At 70.1% G+C, this 18903-nt stretch carries 17 protein-coding genes; 8 read left to right on the forward strand and 9 right to left on the reverse strand.

All coding sequences use genetic code 11. The features are described 5' to 3' along the window. Positions 1-201 (forward strand): hypothetical protein (locus BEK98_RS49255; RefSeq protein WP_167444363.1); only part of this gene is annotated, 201 nt, incomplete at its 5' end. Here the strand turns inward: BEK98_RS49255 and BEK98_RS39350 are convergent. Together BEK98_RS39350 and BEK98_RS39355 are read right to left on the reverse strand one after the other, a co-directional pair. Further along, the gene (locus BEK98_RS39350) at positions 195-2675 is read right to left on the reverse strand and encodes a SpoIIE family protein phosphatase (protein ID WP_279635505.1); all 2481 of its coding nucleotides are present in this window, start codon (positions 2673-2675) and stop codon (positions 195-197) included. The two genes, BEK98_RS49255 and BEK98_RS39350, sit on opposite strands and share 7 nt — an antisense overlap. Positions 2676-2901: 226 nt before the next feature. Further along, on the reverse strand, positions 2902-3612 hold the full coding sequence (locus tag BEK98_RS39355) for a type 1 glutamine amidotransferase domain-containing protein (RefSeq protein WP_094221580.1): 711 nt from the start codon (positions 3610-3612) through the stop codon (positions 2902-2904). Between the two features lie 332 nt (positions 3613-3944). Here BEK98_RS39355 and BEK98_RS39365 point away from each other — a divergent pair, with 332 nt between their 5' ends. Continuing rightward, positions 3945-5594: a succinic semialdehyde dehydrogenase gene (locus BEK98_RS39365; RefSeq protein ID WP_244202183.1), complete on the forward strand. Its 1650-nt coding sequence runs from the start codon at positions 3945-3947 to the stop codon at positions 5592-5594. Here BEK98_RS39365 and BEK98_RS39370 read toward each other — a convergent pair. Beyond that, positions 5577-6821: an NADH:flavin oxidoreductase/NADH oxidase family protein gene (locus BEK98_RS39370; protein ID WP_094221581.1), complete on the reverse strand. Its 1245-nt coding sequence runs from the start codon at positions 6819-6821 to the stop codon at positions 5577-5579. The genes BEK98_RS39365 and BEK98_RS39370 overlap by 18 nt on opposite strands. 95 nt (positions 6822-6916) lie before the next feature. Here BEK98_RS39370 and BEK98_RS39375 point away from each other — a divergent pair, with 95 nt between their 5' ends. Next, positions 6917-7516, forward strand: a complete 600-nt coding sequence (locus tag BEK98_RS39375) for a TetR/AcrR family transcriptional regulator (protein ID WP_094221582.1) — start codon at positions 6917-6919, stop codon at positions 7514-7516. 354 nt (positions 7517-7870) lie between these two features. Here BEK98_RS39375 and BEK98_RS39380 read toward each other — a convergent pair whose 3' ends face one another. Continuing rightward, the gene (locus BEK98_RS39380) at positions 7871-9091 is read right to left on the reverse strand and encodes a metallophosphoesterase (RefSeq protein WP_094221583.1); all 1221 of its coding nucleotides are present in this window, start codon (positions 9089-9091) and stop codon (positions 7871-7873) included. A 909-nt stretch (positions 9092-10000) separates the two neighbouring features. On the opposite strand from BEK98_RS39380, the gene BEK98_RS51035 reads away from it, so the two are divergent. After that, entirely contained in the window at positions 10001-10129 is a 129-nt protein-coding gene (locus BEK98_RS51035) for a site-specific integrase (RefSeq protein ID WP_279635506.1), read from the forward strand. A gap of 526 nt (positions 10130-10655) precedes the next feature. Here BEK98_RS51035 and BEK98_RS39395 read toward each other — a convergent pair. Beyond that, positions 10656-11408, reverse strand: coding sequence for a polysaccharide deacetylase family protein (locus tag BEK98_RS39395; RefSeq protein WP_094221585.1), 753 nt, complete (start codon positions 11406-11408; stop codon positions 10656-10658). Continuing rightward, positions 11405-12730, reverse strand: coding sequence for an MGDG synthase family glycosyltransferase (locus tag BEK98_RS39400; protein WP_094221586.1), 1326 nt, complete (start codon positions 12728-12730; stop codon positions 11405-11407). The genes BEK98_RS39395 and BEK98_RS39400 overlap by 4 nt, the downstream gene beginning before the upstream one ends. A gap of 271 nt (positions 12731-13001) precedes the next feature. Here BEK98_RS39400 and BEK98_RS39405 point away from each other — a divergent pair, with 271 nt between their 5' ends. Beyond that, positions 13002-13727, forward strand: a complete 726-nt coding sequence (locus BEK98_RS39405; protein ID WP_094221587.1) for a DedA family protein — start codon at positions 13002-13004, stop codon at positions 13725-13727. A 410-nt stretch (positions 13728-14137) separates the two neighbouring features. Here the strand turns inward: BEK98_RS39405 and BEK98_RS39410 are convergent, their stop codons facing one another. The 3 genes from BEK98_RS39410 to BEK98_RS39420 all read right to left on the reverse strand — a co-directional run bounded on the left by BEK98_RS39410 (position 14138) and on the right by BEK98_RS39420 (position 15840). Continuing rightward, complete coding sequence (locus BEK98_RS39410; protein ID WP_094221588.1) at positions 14138-14317, reverse strand: hypothetical protein; 180 nt, start codon at positions 14315-14317, stop codon at positions 14138-14140. A 61-nt stretch (positions 14318-14378) separates the two neighbouring features. Then, the gene (locus BEK98_RS39415; RefSeq protein ID WP_094221589.1) at positions 14379-15407 is read right to left on the reverse strand and encodes a M56 family metallopeptidase; all 1029 of its coding nucleotides are present in this window, start codon (positions 15405-15407) and stop codon (positions 14379-14381) included. 4 nt (positions 15408-15411) lie between these two features. Then, positions 15412-15840: a BlaI/MecI/CopY family transcriptional regulator gene (locus tag BEK98_RS39420; RefSeq protein ID WP_107428320.1), complete on the reverse strand. Its 429-nt coding sequence runs from the start codon at positions 15838-15840 to the stop codon at positions 15412-15414. Positions 15841-16182: 342 nt separating this feature from the next. Between BEK98_RS39420 and BEK98_RS39425 the strand changes: the two genes are divergently transcribed. The 3 genes from BEK98_RS39425 (at position 16183) to BEK98_RS39435 (ending at position 18870) form a co-directional block, all read left to right on the forward strand. Further along, positions 16183-16851 (forward strand): DedA family protein, encoded by a 669-nt coding sequence (locus tag BEK98_RS39425; RefSeq protein WP_094221590.1) that lies wholly within the window; start codon positions 16183-16185, stop codon positions 16849-16851. Between the two features lie 106 nt (positions 16852-16957). Continuing rightward, complete coding sequence (locus BEK98_RS39430) at positions 16958-17611, forward strand: response regulator transcription factor (protein WP_094221591.1); 654 nt, start codon at positions 16958-16960, stop codon at positions 17609-17611. After that, entirely contained in the window at positions 17602-18870 is a 1269-nt protein-coding gene (locus BEK98_RS39435) for a sensor histidine kinase (RefSeq protein WP_094221592.1), read from the forward strand. The genes BEK98_RS39430 and BEK98_RS39435 overlap by 10 nt, the downstream gene beginning before the upstream one ends. The last annotated feature ends 33 nt before the right edge of the window (positions 18871-18903 follow it).

Consider the following 18903-nt stretch of genomic DNA (forward strand, 5'->3'; position numbering starts at 1 on the left):
CTGGCAGCCGCGGCCGCGGCGCCCGCCGACAAGCGCCCCGCCCTCTATCAGGACGTCATGCGGTTCGTCGTGGACCAGGCTTGGTTCGTGTCCGTCCTTCGCATGGACGGTCTCTACGCCTACAACTCCAAGAAGCTGACCGGTTTCATGGCCGGCCCGAGTTACCTACCCGACCTTGCCTGGAACGTCGCTCCTCAGTAGAAGTCGCATTCCGCGTAGGCCACCTCCGCCCAGATCGTCTTGCCCGTGCCGGTATGGCGGCTGCCCCACCGCCGGGCGAGCTGGGCGACGATGAACAGGCCACGGCCTCCTTCGTCGAAGGTGCGGGCGCGACGCAGATGAGGCGCGGCGCTGCTGGCATCGCTCACTTCGCAGATGAGGCCGTCGTCGCCCCGAATCAACCGCAGGTGACACGGGGGATGGGCGTAACGGATGGCGTTCGTGACCAGTTCGCTGACGATGAGCTCGACGGCGAAAGCGAGTTCGTCGAGATGCCAGCTGTTCAGAGCGGTGCCGACGAGCTCGCGGACATGAGCGACCGTCGCGGGATCGGTCGACAGTTCCCAAGTGGCGACATGATCGGCTCCAAGGGCGTGCGTCCGCGCCAGCAGCAGGGCGGCGTCGTCGTTCCTGTGGCCGGGAAGCAGAGCCTGAGTGACCTTGTCACAGGTTTCCTCCAGGGGAAGCCTGTGGCTGGCGAGAACCTCGCGAAGCCGCGTGGATCCGTTTTCGGCAAGGTCGTGGCCATTGCCGAGGAGACCGTCGGTGTAAAAGGCGAGAACACTGCCTTCCGGTACTTCGAAATCGGCGACCTCGAACGGCAGGCCGCCCACTCCGAGGGGCGGTCCGACCGGAACGTCCAGTACCTCTACCGAGCCGTCGGGCGCGACCACCATCGGCTCCGGGTGCCCGGCGCGGGCGATGGAGCAGAGGCGGGTGACGGGGTCGTAGACGGCGTACAGGCAGGTCGCCCCCACCTCGCCCACGTCCTCACCGGGCGCCGGGCGCGTGTCGCTCGCTGTCTTCTCGCGGTCGAGTCGCAACACGAGATCGTCGAGTTGGGTGAGCAGCTCGTCGGGGGCCAGGTCGACGTCGGCCAGGGTACGCACGGCGGTGCAGAGCCGTCCCATGGTGGCGGACGCCTGGATGCCACGGCCGGCGACGTCACCGACCACAAGAGCGACACGCGCTCCCGAGAGCGGGATGACGTCGAACCAGTCGCCGCCGATGCCCGCCTCCGCATCGGCCGGCAGGTAGCGGGACGCGACCTCCACCGCGGGGTGGCGCAGCGCGCGACCCGGCAGAAGGCTGCTCTGCAGGGCGAGCGCGATCTCCCGCTCACGGGCATACCGGCGGGCGTTGTCGATGTGCACCGCTGCCCTGGCAGCGAGGTCTTCGGCCAGCCGCAGGTCTTGGTCGTCGAAGGGGTCCGGTGTCCGGTGACGGTAGAAGACGGCGATGCCCAGGGGGACACCCCGAGCCCGGAGGGGGACCGACATCAGGGAATGGATCTTGTGATCCCGGATGCGCTCCGCGCGTTCCGGACTGCCGGCAGCCCACGCGGCAGCGGTCGCCTCATCGACGTCATGCCGTGCGGCGCGGCCCGTAGCCAGCGCGCGGCCCGGTGGCGAGTCCTCATGGTAGGAATGCGTCCCGCCCATGGGGACCACCGCTTCCGGGCAACCGGGCAGCACCGAGCGCTGGGCAGCGCGGCGCAGAGCAGGGCGCAGCGAGGTGCCCGCGGTATCCGTGTCCGGGTAGACGCCCGAGCCCAGAAGTGCGCTTTCGAGCAGGTCGACGGCGACGAAGTCGGCGAAGTGCTCCGAGCCGACCTGGGCCAGCTCATCCGCGGTGCGAGCCAGGTCGAGCGTCGTACCGATGCGCATCCCCGCTTCGTTGAGGACGGCCAGCCTTTGGCGGGCGCGGAACTGCTCGGTGATGTCGGCTGCCGCTTGCGACAGAGCGCAGACCCGACCGTAAGGATCCTTGACCGGGTACAGCGTCAGCAGCCACGCGTGGGGTCGGGCCTCACCAGGAGTCCGCAGGTGCGCTTCCAACCGCACGGTCTCGCCGCGTTCCCACACCCGCTCCGCCGCCTCGGCGATGCCTTCCAGCCCCGGCATCGGCTCTCCAGGCCCCGAGTGGCCGATGCGCACTCCAAGAAGCTCCTCAGCGGGCTTTCCCATGGCAACCGTCACCGCGGCGTTCACCGCGAAGCAGGCCCCCTGCCGGTCGAAGAGTGCCAAGGTCAGCGGAAGCTGTTCCAATGCCCACCGCTTGATCTCCGAGGCGTCCGGCCCGGAGCCGCCCGTCAAACCCGCGTCCCCCGGTGACACGGGTGCCGTCGCCGTGAAGAACCACTGCGCCGTCCCCGCTGCGTCGAGCAGTGGATGAGCGTGAAGCCGGACAGGCAGACGTCGACCGTCGCGGTGACGTACGGTGACCACCTGGGTCCAGGCCTCATGCTCGGCGAAGCGCCGCCGTGCCGCCTTCGACAGGGACTCTCCGAGGAGAAACCGGGCATCCTGACCGATCACCTCGGCGGCGACGTACCCCAGAAGCCGCTGGGCTCCCGCGCTCCAAGCAGTGATCACGCCGTCGGCATCCATGGCAGCCGACACAGGTGGGGCGGCCGGTCGTACGCCAACGGAAGCAGCCGACACGTCGACCTCCACGCGATCGATTGACCGCCAGCTTGATGCGCGCAGGCCCCCGATTGCTTCCAGCGTGCTCCTCGCCCCAGCGCTTCTCAACCGACGATCAGCAACAGGTCGGGAGTTCCTCCATGCTGCGGACCAGAACACAGTCGCCAACCGCCACGAAAGAGAACACAACCGATGACCAGACGCCGTGGGCCCGCGAGGCGCGCGGCTGAAGCCGACGTCAGTCCTTCCGCCCGGACTAGTGCGCCGGATCAGCCAGATCGGCCACCAGCCGCTTGGCCAGTCGCTCGGAGGAAGTGGGGTTCTGGCCGGTGTACAGATTGCGGTCGACCACCACGAACGGGAGCAGCGGCAGGCGTGCCTTGACGTAGTCCGCACCGCCCTCGCGCAGGCGGTCCTCGAGGAACCAGGGAGCCTTGCGGCCGAAGCTGTTGAGCTTTTCCTCGGTGTTGGAGAGGCCGGTCATCCGGTATCCGGCGAACGGCCAGGTCCCGTCCTCGTTCTTGGCCGCCAGTGTGGCGGCCGGCGCGTGGCACAGGAGTGCCAACGGCTTGCCGGAGCGCAGTACCCGGGTGAGCAGTGCGCCCGAGACCGGGTCGTAGGCCAGATCCTCCATCGGACCGTGTCCACCGGGGTAGAACACCAAGTCGAACTGGTCCGGGTCGATGTTCTCCAGTCCCTCGGGGCTGTTCAGCCGGCTCTGGATCGAGTCCAGGTACCTGGCGACCTCGCGCAGCTTGGACGGGCGGCCCGCGGTGCGGGACATGCTGAGCCGGTCCAGTGTCGGGGCCTTCCCGCCCGGGGTGGCGATCGTGACGTCCCACCCTGCCTCGCTGAAGATCTTGTGCGGCATGGCCAGTTCCTCACCCCAGAACCCTGAGGGGTGCTTCGATCCGTCCTTCAGCGTCCAGTGGTCGGCTGCGGATACGACGAAAAGGACCGTGGTCATCTGCGCCTCTCTCTCCTGTGGTGGTGACGGATCCCAGCGGCCCGAGTCGGCGGGACGTGACGTCACGGGGCGGTGATCGGCTCGGGGATCCGCTGTGAAGGCCGACCGGTCGAGCGATGTGTACGTTGCTTACATGAGCCTATGGGGCAATGCAGGCAGTGTCAACATTCCTTCCTGTCCGGGGGTGAGTCCGCCCGGCCTCGTCACGCCTACGCGAGATTGTTGACGGTGCTTACATCGGTGGCTACCCTCATGTAATCACCGTAAACATTCGAGCCAGGGAGCCTCGTCCATGCCCTCGCCCCAGCAGGAAACAGTCACGGTCGACCTCGGTGGCCGTACGGTCACGGTCCCCAAGGGCGGCCTGTACGACCGCTACCGGATGGATACCGATCTGGAAGAAGTCGCCCGCGATCCCCGGGTCAGCAGCGTGGACTTCTTCCGGCGGCTGCCCAAGACCAAGGTCGACTCTCCGGCGCAAGAAGATCCTGCTGCGCTTCCACGACCTGGTCCTCGCCCGCCAGGACGAGGCGCTGGACCTGATGCAGGCCGAGAACGGCAAGACACGCCGCGACGCGCTCCTCGAGGTGGTCGACATCGCGATCACCTCCCGCTACTACGCGCGCAACGCCGCCAGGTATCTGGGGCCCGAGCGCCGGCGCGGCGCGATCCCGGTGCTGACCCACACCACCGAGCTGCGCCACCCCAAGGGTGTCGTCACGGTCGTCTCCCCGTGGAACTACCCCCTGAGCATGGCTGCCGGCGACGCCATCGCGGCACTGATGGCGGGCAACGCGGTCGTACAGAAGCCCGACACCCAGACGGCGCTCACCGCGCTGTGGTCACTGGACCTGATGCAGGAGGCCGGCCTGCCCGCGGGCGTCTGGCAGATGGTGGTCGGGCGGGGCAGCTCCATCGGCGGCGCGCTGATGGACAACGCCGACTACATGATGTTCACCGGCTCCATCGCCAGTGGACGCAAGATCGCGAGCGATGCCGGGCGTCGCCTCATCGGCGCGTCCCTCGAACTCGGCGGCAAGAACGCCATGATCGTCCTGGACGACGCGGACATCGAGAAAGCCGCCGACGGCGCCGTCGCGGCGTGCTTCCCCTCGGCCGGCCAGCTCTGCGTCTCCATCGAGCGGCTGTACGTGGCCGAGTCGATCCGTGACCGGTTCGTCGACGCGTTCGTCGCGCGCACCAAGCAGCTCAAGATCGGCGCCGCATACGACTACAGCATCGATGTCGGCAGCCTCACCAACACCTCTCAGCTCCAGACCATGACCGCGCACGTCGACGACGCCGTCGCCAAGGGCGCCACCGTCCTTGCCGGCGGAAGGGCACGGCCGGACCTGGGGCCGCTGTTCTACGAGCCGACGATCCTCGCCGATGTCACCCCCGACATGACGCTTTACGAGCACGAGACCTTCGGTCCCGTTGTGTCGATCTACTCCTACCGCAGTGTCGACGAGGCGATCGCGCAGGCCAATGCCACGCCGTACGGCCTCAATGCCAGCGTCTGGTCCGGCAACGGGGCTCGCGGCCGGGCCGTCGCCGCCCGCGTGCACGCCGGCACCGTCAACGTCAACGAAGCATTCGCGGCCGCGTGGGGAAGCATCGACGCCCCGATGGGCGGCATGGGCGACTCCGGACTCGGTCGCCGCCACGGAGCCGACGGCATCCTCAAGTACACCGAGCCCCGGACCGTCGCCCACCAGCGCATCCAGGGCTTCACCCCACCGGCGGGCATCAGCCCCGAAACCTGGGCCACCCTCCTGACCGGCGCACTGAAGGTCCTCAAGGCGGTCGGCGTCCGCAGAAACGCCGAAGGCCGGACGGCGCGGTTCCGAGGGAGCCGCGCCGTCGACGCGCAGAGGGGGCCGTCCAGGTGTGGGCCTGCCACCGGAAGGGCCCCAGGTGGTCGCGGCAAGCGACGAGCATCTGGGGCCCTTCCGGCGGCACGCTTACGCGGCGCCCTGTGATGCGGACAACCAGGCGCGGTAACGGCGCAGGGCCCGTCGCTGCTTTCGCCGCTCGGAGATGAGGGCGAACGCCGGGTGGGTGCCCGGCGTGGGGCGGCTGCCGCGGGCGATGCGGCGCATCTGGTGGCGGACCTGTGCCATGCCGGCGGCAGCGGCGAGGGCCTTGTCGGACCAGGTGACCGGCCGCAGCTGCTCGTCGGCCTCACGTCCCTGGCGCCAGCGGGCGGGCAGGTCCGGGGTTACGGCGAGGGCCGTGCCCATCCCGATGATCGCCACGCCACTGTCGAGGACCCTCTCGGCGGTGTTGCGCTGGGTGATGCCGCCGGTGAGCATCAGCGGCAGCGGGCTGGTCTTGACCAGGTCTTTCGCCAGGTCGAGGAAGTACGCCTCGCGGGCCTGCGTGCGTGCGTCGGCGGGGCGCCCAGACATCGCCGGGCTCTCATAGCTGCCGCCGGACAGTTCGACCAGGTCGACGCCGAGCGGTTCGAGCATCGCGATCACCTGGCGTGCGTCGGCGGCGTCGAACCCGCCACGCTGGAAGTCGGCGGAGTTGAGCTTCACCGCGACCGCGAAGGAGGGGGAGACGGCGGCGCGCACGGCGCGGACGACGTCCAGCAGCATCCGGGCCCGGTTCTCCAGCGATCCGCCCCACCGGTCGGTGCGCTTGTTGACCAGGGGGGACAGGAACTGCGACAGCAGGTAGCCATGCGCGGCGTGGACCTCCACGCCGTCGAAGCCCGCCTGCTCGGCGCGCTGGGCCGTGACGGCGTACCGGGTCACGGTGGCCTGGATCTGCTCGGGGGTCATGGCGACGGGCTTGCCGAAGCGGCTGCTGTGCTTGCCCAGGTCGACGGCGACCGCGGACGGGCCCCACACGACGCCGGGCATGTCGGATCCGATCTGGCGGCCGGGGTGGTTGATCTGCATCCAGATCGCCCCGCCGCCGGACTTGCCGGCCTTGGCCCACTCGATGAACGGCTCCAGCGGCGCGGCCTCGTCGAGCACCACGCCGGCGGGGCCGGTCAGCGCCTCGGCGTGGACCATGACGTTGCCGGTGATCAGCAGTCCGGTGCCGCCGGCGGCCCAATGCCGGTACAGCCCGAACAACTCCTCGTCCGGGAGCTGGCCGTCGCCGGCCATGTTCTCCTCCATGGCCGCCTTGGCGATCCGGTTGTTCAGCACATGCCCGGAGCGCAGAGGCAACGGCGAGAACAGCTCGCTGGTCATCCGAGTTCCCCTCTCAGTCTCAATCGCTTACGATGTATGCAGCGTTCACATTAAGGCAGCTATGTAAGCGACGTAAACATGAGGGAGCGTGACCTATGTCGCAAGCGGGCGGCACCTATCACCACGGCGATCTGCGCGCCGCCTGTCTGCGTGCCGCGCGGGAACTGCTGGAGGAGGACGGCAGCGCCGGGCTGTCCCTGCGGGCGGTGGCACGGCGGGCCGGCGTGTCGGCGACCGCTCCCTACCGCCACTACGCGGACCGTGACGCGCTGGTCTCCGCGGTCGCCGCGCAGGGCTACCGCGAACTCGCCGCATATCTGGCCGCGGCGCATCCCTCACCCACGACTCCCGATGAGCTCGCGGCGGTCGCCGTCGCCTACGTCCGCTTCGCGCTCGAGCGTCCGGCCCTGTTCCGGGTGATGTTCGCGGAGCCCTGCGATCCGAACAGCGAGGAACGGGTTGCCGCGACCACCGCGATCTCGGAATACGTCCGAGGCATCGTCCGTGGCGCCTTCCCCGGCGCCGACACGGAGGCGCTGTCGACCACGGTATGGGCCCTCGTCCACGGCCTGGCGTTCCTGCACCTCGACGGCAAGCTCGACACCTCCACCCCCGACGTGGTTGCGGACCAGGTCCGCACCGCCGTCCATGCACTGTTCACCGCCCCTGCGGCGCTGCCACGGGCGAGGGCATAGCGGGTTGCGTGCCATCGGCACGGGTCGGCGAGCAGCCGGACAGGGGCTGCGATCCGACTCCAGCCCTGCGCACCGATCATTTCGGTGGGCGGATGTGCAGAGTGATCATCGGTGCCGCGAACGAGATCATCATGTGGCGGCGGCCGACCGGGCGCCCGGTCGACATGCGCTGCCTCGACGACGACTTCGTCGAGACAATCCAAGGAATGACCTGCCATCAGGCGAGACGCACTGTATGTTGCTCTGCCCCGCGCCCGACGTCTCACGGTCGCCGTCTGCGGGACCGGTCATCTGTTGACGCCGAACCCCTCAGCTCGGGGACAGCTTCAAGCGGATGTGTTGGCCTGCCCAGCGCTACGGCGAGGTGGGCACCTGCGGGGAGCGAAGCACGAGCAGGGTGATCTCGCTGGGGGCGAAGACGCGGAACGGCGGGCCCCAGAAGCCGGTGCCGCGGCTGGTGTACAGGAGGGTGCGGGGGCCGTGGTGGCTGAGGCCGGCGAGGGCGGGCTGGTCGATGCGGACCAGGTGGTGGAAGGGCCAGATCTGGCCGCCGTGGGTGTGGCCGGAGAGTTGGAGGTCGATGCCGGCGGCTGCCGCCCGGTCGATGAACTTGGGCTGGTGTGCCAGGAGCAGGACGGGCAGGTCGGGGTCGGCGCCGTTCAAGGCTCCGGCGAGGTGGGCGCGGTGGCCTGCCAGGCCGGAGGACTCGGCGGTGACGTCATCCACGCCGGCGACCACGAGGGTGTCGCCTCCGCGTTCGAGCAGCAGATGGCGGTTGCGCAGCGGCTCCCAGCCCAGCTCGTCCATCAGGTCGACCCAGCCCTGGGCCTCGCTGTAGTACTCGTGGTTGCCGGTGACGTATACCCGGGCCCGGGTGGCCCGCACGGTTCCGAGCGGGGCGGCCTGAGCGCGGCGGCGTTCGGCCGTGCCGTCCGCGATGTCGCCGGTGTGGCAGACCAGGTCGGCTTCCAGGGTGTTCACCGTCTCGCACACCCGTGCCGACCAGCGGGCGCGATCGAGTGGGCCGTAGTGGGTGTCGGTGATGAGGACGACGCGGATGCCGTCCAACCCGGCACCCAGCCGTGGGAGTTGCACGTCGAGTCGGCGCACGCGTGGCACGCGGCGGGCCTCGGCGTACCCCCAGGCGAGCAGCACGGCGGTAACGCCGAGGACGGCCCAAGTGACGGTTCGGGCCCGGTCCTGACTCTCGCCGACGCCGGCCACGGTCAGGGCGAGCCGCAAGAAGACGCCGAGCAGAACGGACCAGGTGAACAGAACCCAGCTCGTGCCCAGCAGGGTGTCACCGACGATCGCCGCCCGGTCCTGCTGACGCCGGCCGTGGCCGCGCACCATCGCGAGCGGCATACCGATGAGGCCGAGGACGAACAGGGCGGTGCCGACCAGCGTGACGGGCAGCGGCCAGTGCTGCCCGCTGTGCAGGAGCACCCAGCAGGGCACAGCCCACAGCAGGACGGGGGCGATCAGCGGGATGTAGCGCATCAGGCGGTGCAGTCGGCTCTGCCGTGGTGCTTGCGCTTCGCTGTCGACGGGTCGGGTGTTGCTGGTGTCGGTCACGCTTCCCCTCCCTGACCAGGCTGCCGTCTCGCGCACTGTATCCGGTCGCCCTCGGGCCGGCCGGACCGGCGTTCATGGGCGCGGCCCCCTTGGAGCGAAGCGGTCTCCGCGGGATGGCAAGACTCCGCCGCGGACACCTCCCTTGGCGCCCCTGACCTGCAGAAAGCTGGCAGGGAGCCGTCTTCCAGGAGTCCAAGGTGCTGCGTACTCTGTTCAAGTCCAAGATCTAGCATCTGAGCATTTGCGCAGGTCAGAGGCATGATCAGGCCGTTCCAGTCAGCAAAAGGTCAGCATCGGGTGGGGAAGCGTCCCGGCTTGCTGACCTGGTGACCGCCGCAGCGGGTCCTGGGCGCAGATGCCTGGCTCCCGTCCGAAAGAACTGCGGTTGTGCCAGGCCGACCCGATGCCCACACCCGTACACGATCCGTTTCCGCAACGGTCTGGGGAAGCAACTCGAAGAGGGCGGCTTCGACACGCAGGACGACGCGATCGAACGCCTCACGCAGATCTACGCGGAGAAGAAGCGCACGGCGCCGTCTGTCGCGGAAGCGCGCCGGGAGCTGGGACAGAAGACGATCGCGGAATACGCGAAGCAGTGGCGGCCCCGGCAGCGCCGGATGACCGAATACTGCGCACTCTCAAGGCGATTCTGCGGGATGCCTACGACAAGGGGGCGATGGCGGATGACCCGGTCAAGGGAGTGCAGGAGCCGGAGTACGTTCGCCAGAGGGTGGTCATTCCGGACCTGGCCTATGTGAAGCAGGCTTTGGCTGTCGCCGGTGATGAGCTTGCTCTGGAGATCGTGATGATGGCGGGGTGTGGACTGCGCAACGGCGAAGTCTGGAGAAGCACGGCACGACCGAGGAGGGGTGTCCGCCGCGGGGACCGAGCGGGTACTACACGGAGCCGATGGAACGCCGGCGCGTTCGTGCACTCTTCGAGAAGCTGCCCGTAGTGGATGGGATGGGGATGTACGGCTTCCGGCACTACTTCGCCTCCAACGCGCTGGGCATCCCGATCACCGACGTGGCCGAGTGAATGGGGCACAATTCGATCGAGGAGACCTACCGCACCTACGCGCGTCCTGGACGCCGGCCTGTGGGACGCGGCCTGAGGCCGCAGTGAAGCCTGCCAGGGCTAACACCCCGGCTCAAAGAGCGTGATGGACTCCGAGATCCGGAAGAGCCAGGGACCCGGGGTGGTGGTCGTCCGCTGAGTGAGCGAACCGTACTCGGTGACCGAGGTCGTCGCCGGCGGCCGGCAGCTGTCCGGCTTCGAGGCGCCCAAGGGCACCACGGCCGTGCCCGCCTCGCCCGCCGGCACCGTCAGCGACGTCCTGCGAGACGTCGTTGGGCTTGTACCACCACCGGGCCTTGGCTCGTGGAGTCGCCGACCGCCACGGGGCAGTCGTCTGAGGCTGCAACTGCGGCTCAATCCCTCACAGGGCGGAACGCAGCCGACGGTCATGGTGACCTGGAGGATGAGCGCCGGGACTTCTGGCGTCGCCCTGGCGAACACCGACAGCGCAGCCGGCGTTGGGCGGCGTGTTCCCCGGCGCGAGCGTTCACCGGCGGGGCAGGCCGGGGACGCCGTGTTCGCGCAGGGGGCCGACCTGCCAGCCGCGTTCCTGGCAGGTGTCCAGGATGCGGGGCAGCGCGGCGAGGGTGATGCGCCAGGAGCCGGTGGCGGAGGTGCAGTCGGAGTCGTGCAGCAGGATGGTCCCGCCACCGCGCAGGTCCGTCAGGACGGTGTGCTCGACGGAGTGTGGGGTGGCCCGCCTGCGCCAGTCCTCGCCCCAGCAGGTCCACAGCACGGGGGTCAGGCCGAGGCGGCGGCAGGCCAGATGGGCGCCGGTGCTCATCACTCCGTACGGTGGCCGGAAGAGCACGGGTGGCCTGCCGGTGACGTCGGCCACGGCGTCGCGTGCGCGGGCGAGGTCCTCGTAGGCGGCGCGGGGACCGCGGAGCAGCAGCGGGCGATGGTGCCAGCCGTGGACGGCGATCTCGTGCCCGGCCGCAGCCGTCTCCTCGGCCAGCCCCGGTGAGCCGGCCAGCATGGAACCGAGCAGGAAAAAGGTGGCCCGCAGCCCGCGAGCGTCGAGGAAGTCGAGGAAGCGCGGGGTGGACAGGCGGTCGGGACCGTCGTCGAAGGTGAGCGCGACGTGATCTGGCCGGCCCTGGCCGGCCAGGCGCGGCATGGCCGCATTGCGCAGCGGCCCGAACGTGGAGATCACGGGTGCCGCGTGCAAAGCCGCGAGCGCGGGCACCGCCGCGGCCGAGGCGAGCGCCGTGGCACGGGCGAGACGGGCCGGGGTCATCGTCCGTCTCCGTCCAGGTAATGGGCGACGGCGGTGAAACGGGCGGGCGTCTCGTTGTAGGCGCACGCCAGCGGGGCGGCGACGCCCAGACAGGCCGTGGTCGCCACGGCGACGGCCGTCAGGGCGATGCGCCGTCGGCCGGCGAAGCGCCTCACCGCGGGCTTTACGTCCGGCGCGGGGGTTTTGGCAGCGATGGAGGTCACGGGTCCGGGAGCCAGGCGGTGCAGGTCAAGTCCCACCGCACGCTGCGCCCGACCGCGCGGCCCGCGGAGGAGCTCGGCCAGCACCGGGCCGAGGTCCGCCGGGTCGCGGATCCAGGCCGCCAGGCCCGCCTCGTCCAAGGCGTCCGCGTTGGTCTGGCCGTGACCGGGGATACAGCGGTAACTGGCCACCGGCAGCCCGGCGGCGAACGCCTCCAGCGAGGTCAGTCCGCCCGCGTTCTGCACCAGGACGTCGCAGGCGTGCATCAGCCCGGGCATGTCGTCCACCCAGCCGAAAGTGTGCTGGATGCCGTCCCCGCGCAACTTTTCCACGAGGGACTTGTTGCGTCCGCACACCACTACGGGCACCGCGACCCCGGTCTCCCGTATCTCGGCGGCGACCCGTCGCACCGGTCCGACGCCCCACGACCCGGCGACCAGCAGGGCCAGGGGCGCGTCCGCGGGCAGGGCGAACCGCTCGCGGGCGGCAATCCGCTGCCCGTCGGTGGCGGGGGTGAAGCGTGCATCGGTGACCGGACCGACGACGGTGACGGCGGCCGCGCCCTGCACGTGGGCCTGAGCCGCCGGCACCGGGTGCACGGCGAGGTGGGCGTCGATGCCGGGGGCAACCCAGAGGGTGTGGACGGAGAAGTCGGTGAGGTAGGTGAAGGCCGGCACCGTCAGCTTGCCGCGCCGGCGCAGTGCGCCGAGGACCTGGCTGGCGCCGGGGTAGGTCGAGACGACCGCGCGGATGTCCGGCGCGAGCGCCCGCAGGGTGCGCCGCTCGGCTGCGCGGAACAGCGCCCGCCACACCGCACCGGGGCGTGCGGCCCGGTCGGTGGCCGCGTACAGGCGTTGGTAGCCGTCCGGCATCCAGGTCAGCATGCGGTGGTAAGTACCGCGCAGCAGCCGGCCCGTACCGGTGGGCAGCAGTTCGAGGAAGTCGTGCCGGTCCACCAGGTACGCGTGCTCGGCCAGCCGCTCGGCCAGCCCCGCGGCCGCACCGTCGTGTCCCGCACCGACACCGGCCGAGATGATCGCGATCCGCCCGGCACCGCCCTGCGGCGGTGCGGCGGACGGCGAGGGTGCCGACTCCGGCACCAGGTCGTCACGGTGGACCACGGTGGATCGCCTCCTGATGGGCTACGGGGCACGCCGGGCATGCCCCGGCCCAGACGGCGCTGCGGGCAGGCCGAGGCCGCGCCTGTGCGCGGGCCAGGGCCACGACTCGACCGCTGTGGTGCCGAGAAGGGAAACTACTACATGATGTAGAACTTAGGGAATGATCGCCGCAGGCGGGGATGGCGACCCGGACGTCGGCGCCCCGGTCGATGCCGGTCAAGCTACTACGAGATGTAGAGGCAGTGGTGGTGCACCGAGGGGAGGGGCGTCGATGGCGTCAGGGCTCGTGACCATCGCGGCAGCGCTGGATCCACAGGCGATGCTGACGAGGTTCGGGGCGTGGGCCGTACTGGTCGTGGTCTTCGCGGAGACCGCCCTGCCTGCGGTGGGCGTCTTCCTGCCCGGTGACACCCTGCTGCTGCCGGCGGGACTGGCGTGCTCGCTCAGTACGCCGGGCGCGGCCCGGCTGTCACTGGCCTTGGTGCTCATTTGCGCAGGCGTGGGGGCGCTCGCCGGCGCACAGACCGGATTCTGGCTGGGGCGGCGCGGCGGCCGGGCGATGCGGCTGTGCCGCCCGGGGGGTCGGGGCGAGGCCCGGACGAGGCGGTCCGAGGCGCTGTTCGTGCGCTACGGGCCCCGGCGGGCGGTAGTGCTGGGGCGGTTCGTCCCGGTGGTGCGCACCCTGGTCCACCCGGCGGCCGGCCTGCTGGGCATGCCGACCTCGTCGTTCACCCTGTGGCAGTCCCTGGCCGGCATCGTGTGGTCGCAGTCGCTGGTGCTTGTCGGCTACGCGCTCGGCGAGAGCGGCCGGCATGGGATGGCATGCCTGACGCCTGCCATCGGCGCTGCGGTCGCCGCCGGGTTGATGCCTCCTGCCGTCGAGTGGCTGCGCACTCGCCGGGCGCCCTCCGCCCCGGCCGAGGCGGACCGTGACGCACTCGCGGCGGACATTCGGGCCTCGTCCGTGCCCGGCTCCGGGCGGGCGCGACGTCGGTGACCGGATGGCTTCCCGGGCGGTGAATTCACGTCGCCGAACAGGCAGGCCGGTAGTCGCCTTGCGGGTTCGGGTGAGCCTGGCACACCGCGTGGGCTTCGTCCCGTTCGCCGCCCCTCGGCCCCCCGCCGGGACCAATCCGACCTGGCGGAAGCGATGTCGCTCCCGCCCGGGGCGACCCGTCAGATGCCGGTCTCCCGCGGCCACCGCCGGGCAGGTGGCCCCGACCTCGGCAGCACCGCGCGGCGGACGGCCCATCCTGCTCACATCTACAAGATGTAGTAGATTTCCCGTGTGGTCACTCTGTGGTCGTCGCCATCTCATTCACATGTCATCTCACAGGTGCGAGGCGGCTGGTGACAGAGCCCGAACCCCATAACCGCTCGCACATGCTCTCGGGGTCTTCGCCATCCTCATGATCGCGGGCCGGTGGACGCAGACTCGGCGCGGAAGGCGATCGGGATCGCGGGCACCACCGAGTCGTTGCGTACCGGCGCGGGGTCGGGCGCCGGCATCGCGCTCGCCCGTGAACCGGCCTTCTCGCTCGGCGGCGGCCGGCTCACCCTGGCGAGCCAGGCGCGGGGCACGTTCACTGTGCTCCTGCCGGTCCGCCTGGGCGACCGGGCGACAGGGGTGAGGATCGGGCCGGGCAGGTCAGAAGTGCCGCTCTCCGTGCTCCGGATGATCAGGGACGGCACGGCAGCCGTCCGGTCCGTGCCGAGGGGCATCGTCATGGTCGGTCGGCGCGGCGGCGGTGGTGGTGTCGGCATGTGCCCTGCACAGCGCCCACTGCGCGCTGTCCAGCATGCGGTCGCTGTCCGAGGTGGCGTTGGCCAGGCTCGCGCAGCACACGGCCAGCAGCAGACCGCCCGCCAGCAAGGGCAAGCTCCGGCGGGCGGGCGGCGGGGCCAGCAGGGCCCGTACCCGCTGGGGTACCACCCCGCCGGTCGCGGCCAGCGCGGCGGGACGGGACGCACCGGCGGATGCAAGGGCGGCGCGGCCCACGGCGTGGGCGACGACCGTACGGTCACCAACCCGCTCGGCGGCCTCCTCGTCGGCCCAGCGCTCCAGGACGAAATTGCCCGCGACGGCCACCGGTCGCAGCAACGGGTTCACGGCGGCCGTGAGCCGCCACACACTCTGGAAGACGTGGTGACGCCCGCGCAGATGCGCCCGCTCGTGGGCGAGCAGTGCAGCGCGCTCGGCGTCACCGAGGCGGCACAGCATTCCCCGGGAGACGACGATCCGGCCCGGTGCCCCAGGCAGTGCGAAGGCCAGCGGGACGTCGTCATCGAGTACGGCCAGCTCCGTGTCCCCGGGCAGCTCGGCGCACTCCCGCCGGGCCCGGAGCAGGTGGCGGCCCTGCCGGACGGCGGCCACGCCGAGGGAGAAGACACACACCGCGAGCACCAGGGTGCTGACGGCCGCGACCACGGCATAGACGGGGTCCTGGGAGCGCAACGCGGACACGGACCAGCGGCCCTCCTCGGCGATCTGCGGGATCTGCGCCACTCCGGTGAAAGCCAGCAGGGCGAGGGATCCCGCCCATCCGGCCGCCGTCACCAGCGCGGCGCAGGCCAGCGCCAGGGCCGCCGGGCGCGGGGGCAACCGGTGCGCCACGGGCGGTGCGAGCACGGCGAGTGCCGCCGTGACGAGGAACGGGATGTAGACGCTGATCAGCACCGGCTCACCGCTTCCCAGGCGAGCGCCTGCTCTCGGGGGGTACGTCGTCGTGCCCAGACAGCAGCTGCTGCAGCAGGTGCTCGTCCTGTTCGGACAGTTCCGAGACGAAACGGGCCAGCACCGCCTGACGGTCGGAGCCACCCGTCAGCAGAGAGTGCATGCGCTGGGCAGTGTGCGACGCCTCGTCGCGGGCCGGCTCGTAGGCGTAGCCACGGCCCTCGCGGTGCCGTACCAGCATGCCCTTGTCATGCAGCCGGGACAGGATGGTGAGTACCGTCGTGTAGGCGAGGTCGCCCGGCAGCTTTTCCCGGACTTCCCGCGCGGTCCGCGGACCGTCTGCGGCCCAGAGGGCGGCAAGTACATCGCTCTCCAGTTGGCCGCGAGCCCGTCTGCCGGATGCCTCGTGGGCTTCCTCGTCTCCTTGGCCCGTCACCTCACCGTCCGCCTTCCCTCGCCGTCATCGGGTAACAGGCTACCCGCCCATTTCCTACTTGTTGTAGGACGTGCTCTCTCGTCTTGCCCGACCGCCCGGCGATGTGTGAGATGTCGGACGATTCCCGAACGGCTACTACATCACGTAGAGGTAGGGCGTACGGTGGGGGCGCAGGAACCGGGCGGTCTTACGGTCTGTGCCGACCTTCTTGCGTCGGCCGTGCCGCGGTGACGTGGGGGAGCGGGTGCTCCCGACGAGCGTCTAGGGTTCCAGAAGATGCCTACAAGGCTGTAGTCATCCAGTTGCCTGTCCGAACTCATTCATCCGAAAGGACCCTGCCCCATGACGGCACCGAGTCCGGCGGCGTCCCAGTTGGCTGTGAACGTGCTCGACGCCCACTCCCTGCTGGCGGCCTTCGGTGTGCTGGGCGTCGCGGTGGTGATGTTCGCCGAGACAGGACTGCTGGTCGGATTCTTCCTGCCGGGCGACTCTCTGCTGTTCACCGCCGGCCTGCTGTGCACGGGGTCGGCGCAGGGGAGCCTGCATCTGTCTCTCGGCCCCTTGCTCATGGCGGCGGCGGCAGGCGCGCTGGCCGGGGCTCAGTGCGGATATCTGCTCGGGCGGAAGGCCGGCGGAGCACTGCTGGCTCGCAGCCGCTCCCCGCGACTGCACGAAGGAGCGAAGCGCGCCGAGGAACTCCTGGAGCGCTACGGGTATGCCAAGGCCGTCGTGCTGGCCCGCTTCGTGCCCGTGGTGCGCACGGTCCTCAATCCGGTGGCGGGCGCGCTGGAGGTGCCGGTACGGACGTTCACCCTGTGGCAGGTCGTCGGCGGGCTCGTGTGGAGCGTCGGCCTCACCCTCGCGGGGTACGCGCTCGGCTCGTCGATCCCGAACGTCGACCGTTACCTGCTCCCGATGGTGGCACTGATCGTCGTCGTGTCTCTGGTCCCGCTCGTCGCCGAGGTGTACCGCGGGCGCCGGGCGGCACGGTCCGAGGAGGGGCGAGGGTGATCAGCGCCCGGTCAGTGGCGGGGGCGGCGGGTGCACTGCACCGCGAACTACCAGGGCGCCCGCCAGGAAAATAGAGAACCGTCGCTGGAGCATCTGGGGTCAACCTGTGGCTTTTATTGTGGTGTGTGAGGATGATGCGGCGGTCCGTGACGTCCTCAAGCGTGCGCTCGAGCACGACGGCCATACGATCGCAGTCGCTTCCACCGCGGACAGCCTGCTGCGGCAACTTGAGCCGCTCCCGCACCTGGTCGTCCTGGATCTGGGACTCCCGGACGCTGATGGCCGGGATGTCTGCCTGGCGCTGCGGGCACGTGGCGTTGATGCCCCGGTGCTGATGCTCACCGCTCTGGACGGCATGCATCACAAGGTGGGCGGCTTCGAGGCGGGAGCCGACGACTACATGACGAAACCGTTCGACATCCCGGAGTTGCTGGTGAGGGTCCGCGCCCTGCTCCGCAGAACAACCGCGATGACCCCACCGAAAGGCGTCGTTCTCGATCCGGCGAAACATGTCGTGATCCACGGTTCGACGAGCGAGAGCCTGACGCCGACCGAGTTTCGGTTGTTGGGCAGGCTTATCGCCTCGCAGGGCGACGCGGTACGCCGCCAAGCCCTCGTTGCTGCGGGTTGGCCGCACGGCGCGCGGGTCAGTGACAACACCCTTGACTCCTTCGTCCGCCGGCTACGGACCAAACTCGGTGCGCTGGGCGTGGCCGATCGGCTGGCGACGGTCCGTGGGGTGGGCTATCGATGGGAGTGACGGGCTTCCGTGGGAGGGTCGTCGCGCTTGCGGCTCTCATCGCGACAGCGGTGGTCGCAGTGCTGGTGGTGGTCTCGCACGTGTTGCTGAGCCAGGTGACCGACGCCGACGCGAACGCTCTCGCGCATACACGTGCGGAGGCGGTGGCGGCGAACGTGGCCGTACGCGGTGGCCACGTCGTGCTGATCGAGGGCGGCAACGAAGCGCTGGACACGGTCTCGTGGGTGTATGCCGATGGGCACCTCATTGACGGGATCGTGCCGGGCAGCGTCCTCGACCGCGTCGATGCGCTTGTCGGCTCCGGACGGTCCCAGACCACCACGGTCGGCAGTGACCTTCTGTATGCCCAGCCGATCCGACTGGAAGGCCACCACGTCATGGTGGTCGTGAGGGTGGATCTGACGCCGTACGAGACGTCGGAGCAGCGCAGCCTGACGATGTCGCTCATATTGGGCGGCATCTCGATCCTGCTCGCAGGCGTCGTCGCACATCTCGTGGTGGGTCGTGCGTTGCGGGTGGTCCACACGATGGCCGCCCTCGCCGACGACTGGGGCGATCACGAACCCGGGCGCCGATTCGATCTCGGGGTTCCGCGGGATGAATTCGGAGAGCTCGGGCGAACTCTCGATCGCCTGCTTGATCGCGTGGACAACGCGCTCGCGGACGAGCGCCGGCTCACCGACGAGATCGCCCACGAGTTGCGGACGCCCCTGACGGCCCTGCGGGGCGAGGCGCAGTTGGCGCAGCTCTCCGGTCACCAGGTGGCACCGGAGTCTGTTCTGACCGAGGTCGACCGCCTGAACACGGCGATCACGACGATTCTGGGTGCCGCCCGGACAAGGATCGATGGCGGTACCCGCTGCGATCTCAGGGCGGCGGCGCGACAGGCGATCGCCGGTCGCTCCATCGAACTCGCCATCCCGACCGACGTCGACGTCGCTGTGGCAACCGAACTCGTCGTGGCTGTGCTGTCGCCCCTGTTGGAGAACGGCCTGCGGCATGCGAGTTCACGCGTCTGGGTCACGGGGCGCGTCCAGCCCCAGGGCGTCGTGATCGATGTCCTCGACGACGGCCCGGGGTTCGATCCGGCAGAGGTTGACCGGGTCTTCGAAGCGGGCGTGACCAGCGGCGACGGGCACGGGTTGGGGCTGGCGGTAGTAAGGCGTCTCGCCGCGTCCGCGGGAGTGGCAGTCCGTGCGATCGCGGATGGTCACGGTCGCGTCGAGGTGACCTTCCCCACGCCGGAGGCGATCACGTAGTCAGGTTATGTGCAGGTTGGCCGAGCCAACCTC

The organism is Streptomyces diastatochromogenes, from assembly GCF_002242805.1.
In the GTDB taxonomy this organism is placed as follows: Bacteria; Actinomycetota; Actinomycetes; order Streptomycetales; family Streptomycetaceae; genus Streptomyces; species Streptomyces diastatochromogenes.

Coding starts and splice junctions, on each gene's coding strand:
- BEK98_RS39370 (WP_094221581.1), bottom strand. CDS start 6,821: ATGACCAGCGAGCTGTTCTCGCCGTTGCCTCTGCGCTCCGGGCATGTG.
- BEK98_RS39355 (WP_094221580.1), bottom strand. CDS start 3,612: ATGACCACGGTCCTTTTCGTCGTATCCGCAGCCGACCACTGGACGCTG.
- BEK98_RS39425 (WP_094221590.1), top strand. CDS start 16,183: ATGACGGCACCGAGTCCGGCGGCGTCCCAGTTGGCTGTGAACGTGCTC.
- BEK98_RS51035 (WP_279635506.1), top strand. CDS start 10,001: ATGGAACGCCGGCGCGTTCGTGCACTCTTCGAGAAGCTGCCCGTAGTG.
- BEK98_RS39375 (WP_094221582.1), top strand. CDS start 6,917: ATGTCGCAAGCGGGCGGCACCTATCACCACGGCGATCTGCGCGCCGCC.
- BEK98_RS39405 (WP_094221587.1), top strand. CDS start 13,002: ATGGCGTCAGGGCTCGTGACCATCGCGGCAGCGCTGGATCCACAGGCG.
- BEK98_RS39435 (WP_094221592.1), top strand. CDS start 17,602: ATGGGAGTGACGGGCTTCCGTGGGAGGGTCGTCGCGCTTGCGGCTCTC.
- BEK98_RS39395 (WP_094221585.1), bottom strand. CDS start 11,408: ATGACCCCGGCCCGTCTCGCCCGTGCCACGGCGCTCGCCTCGGCCGCG.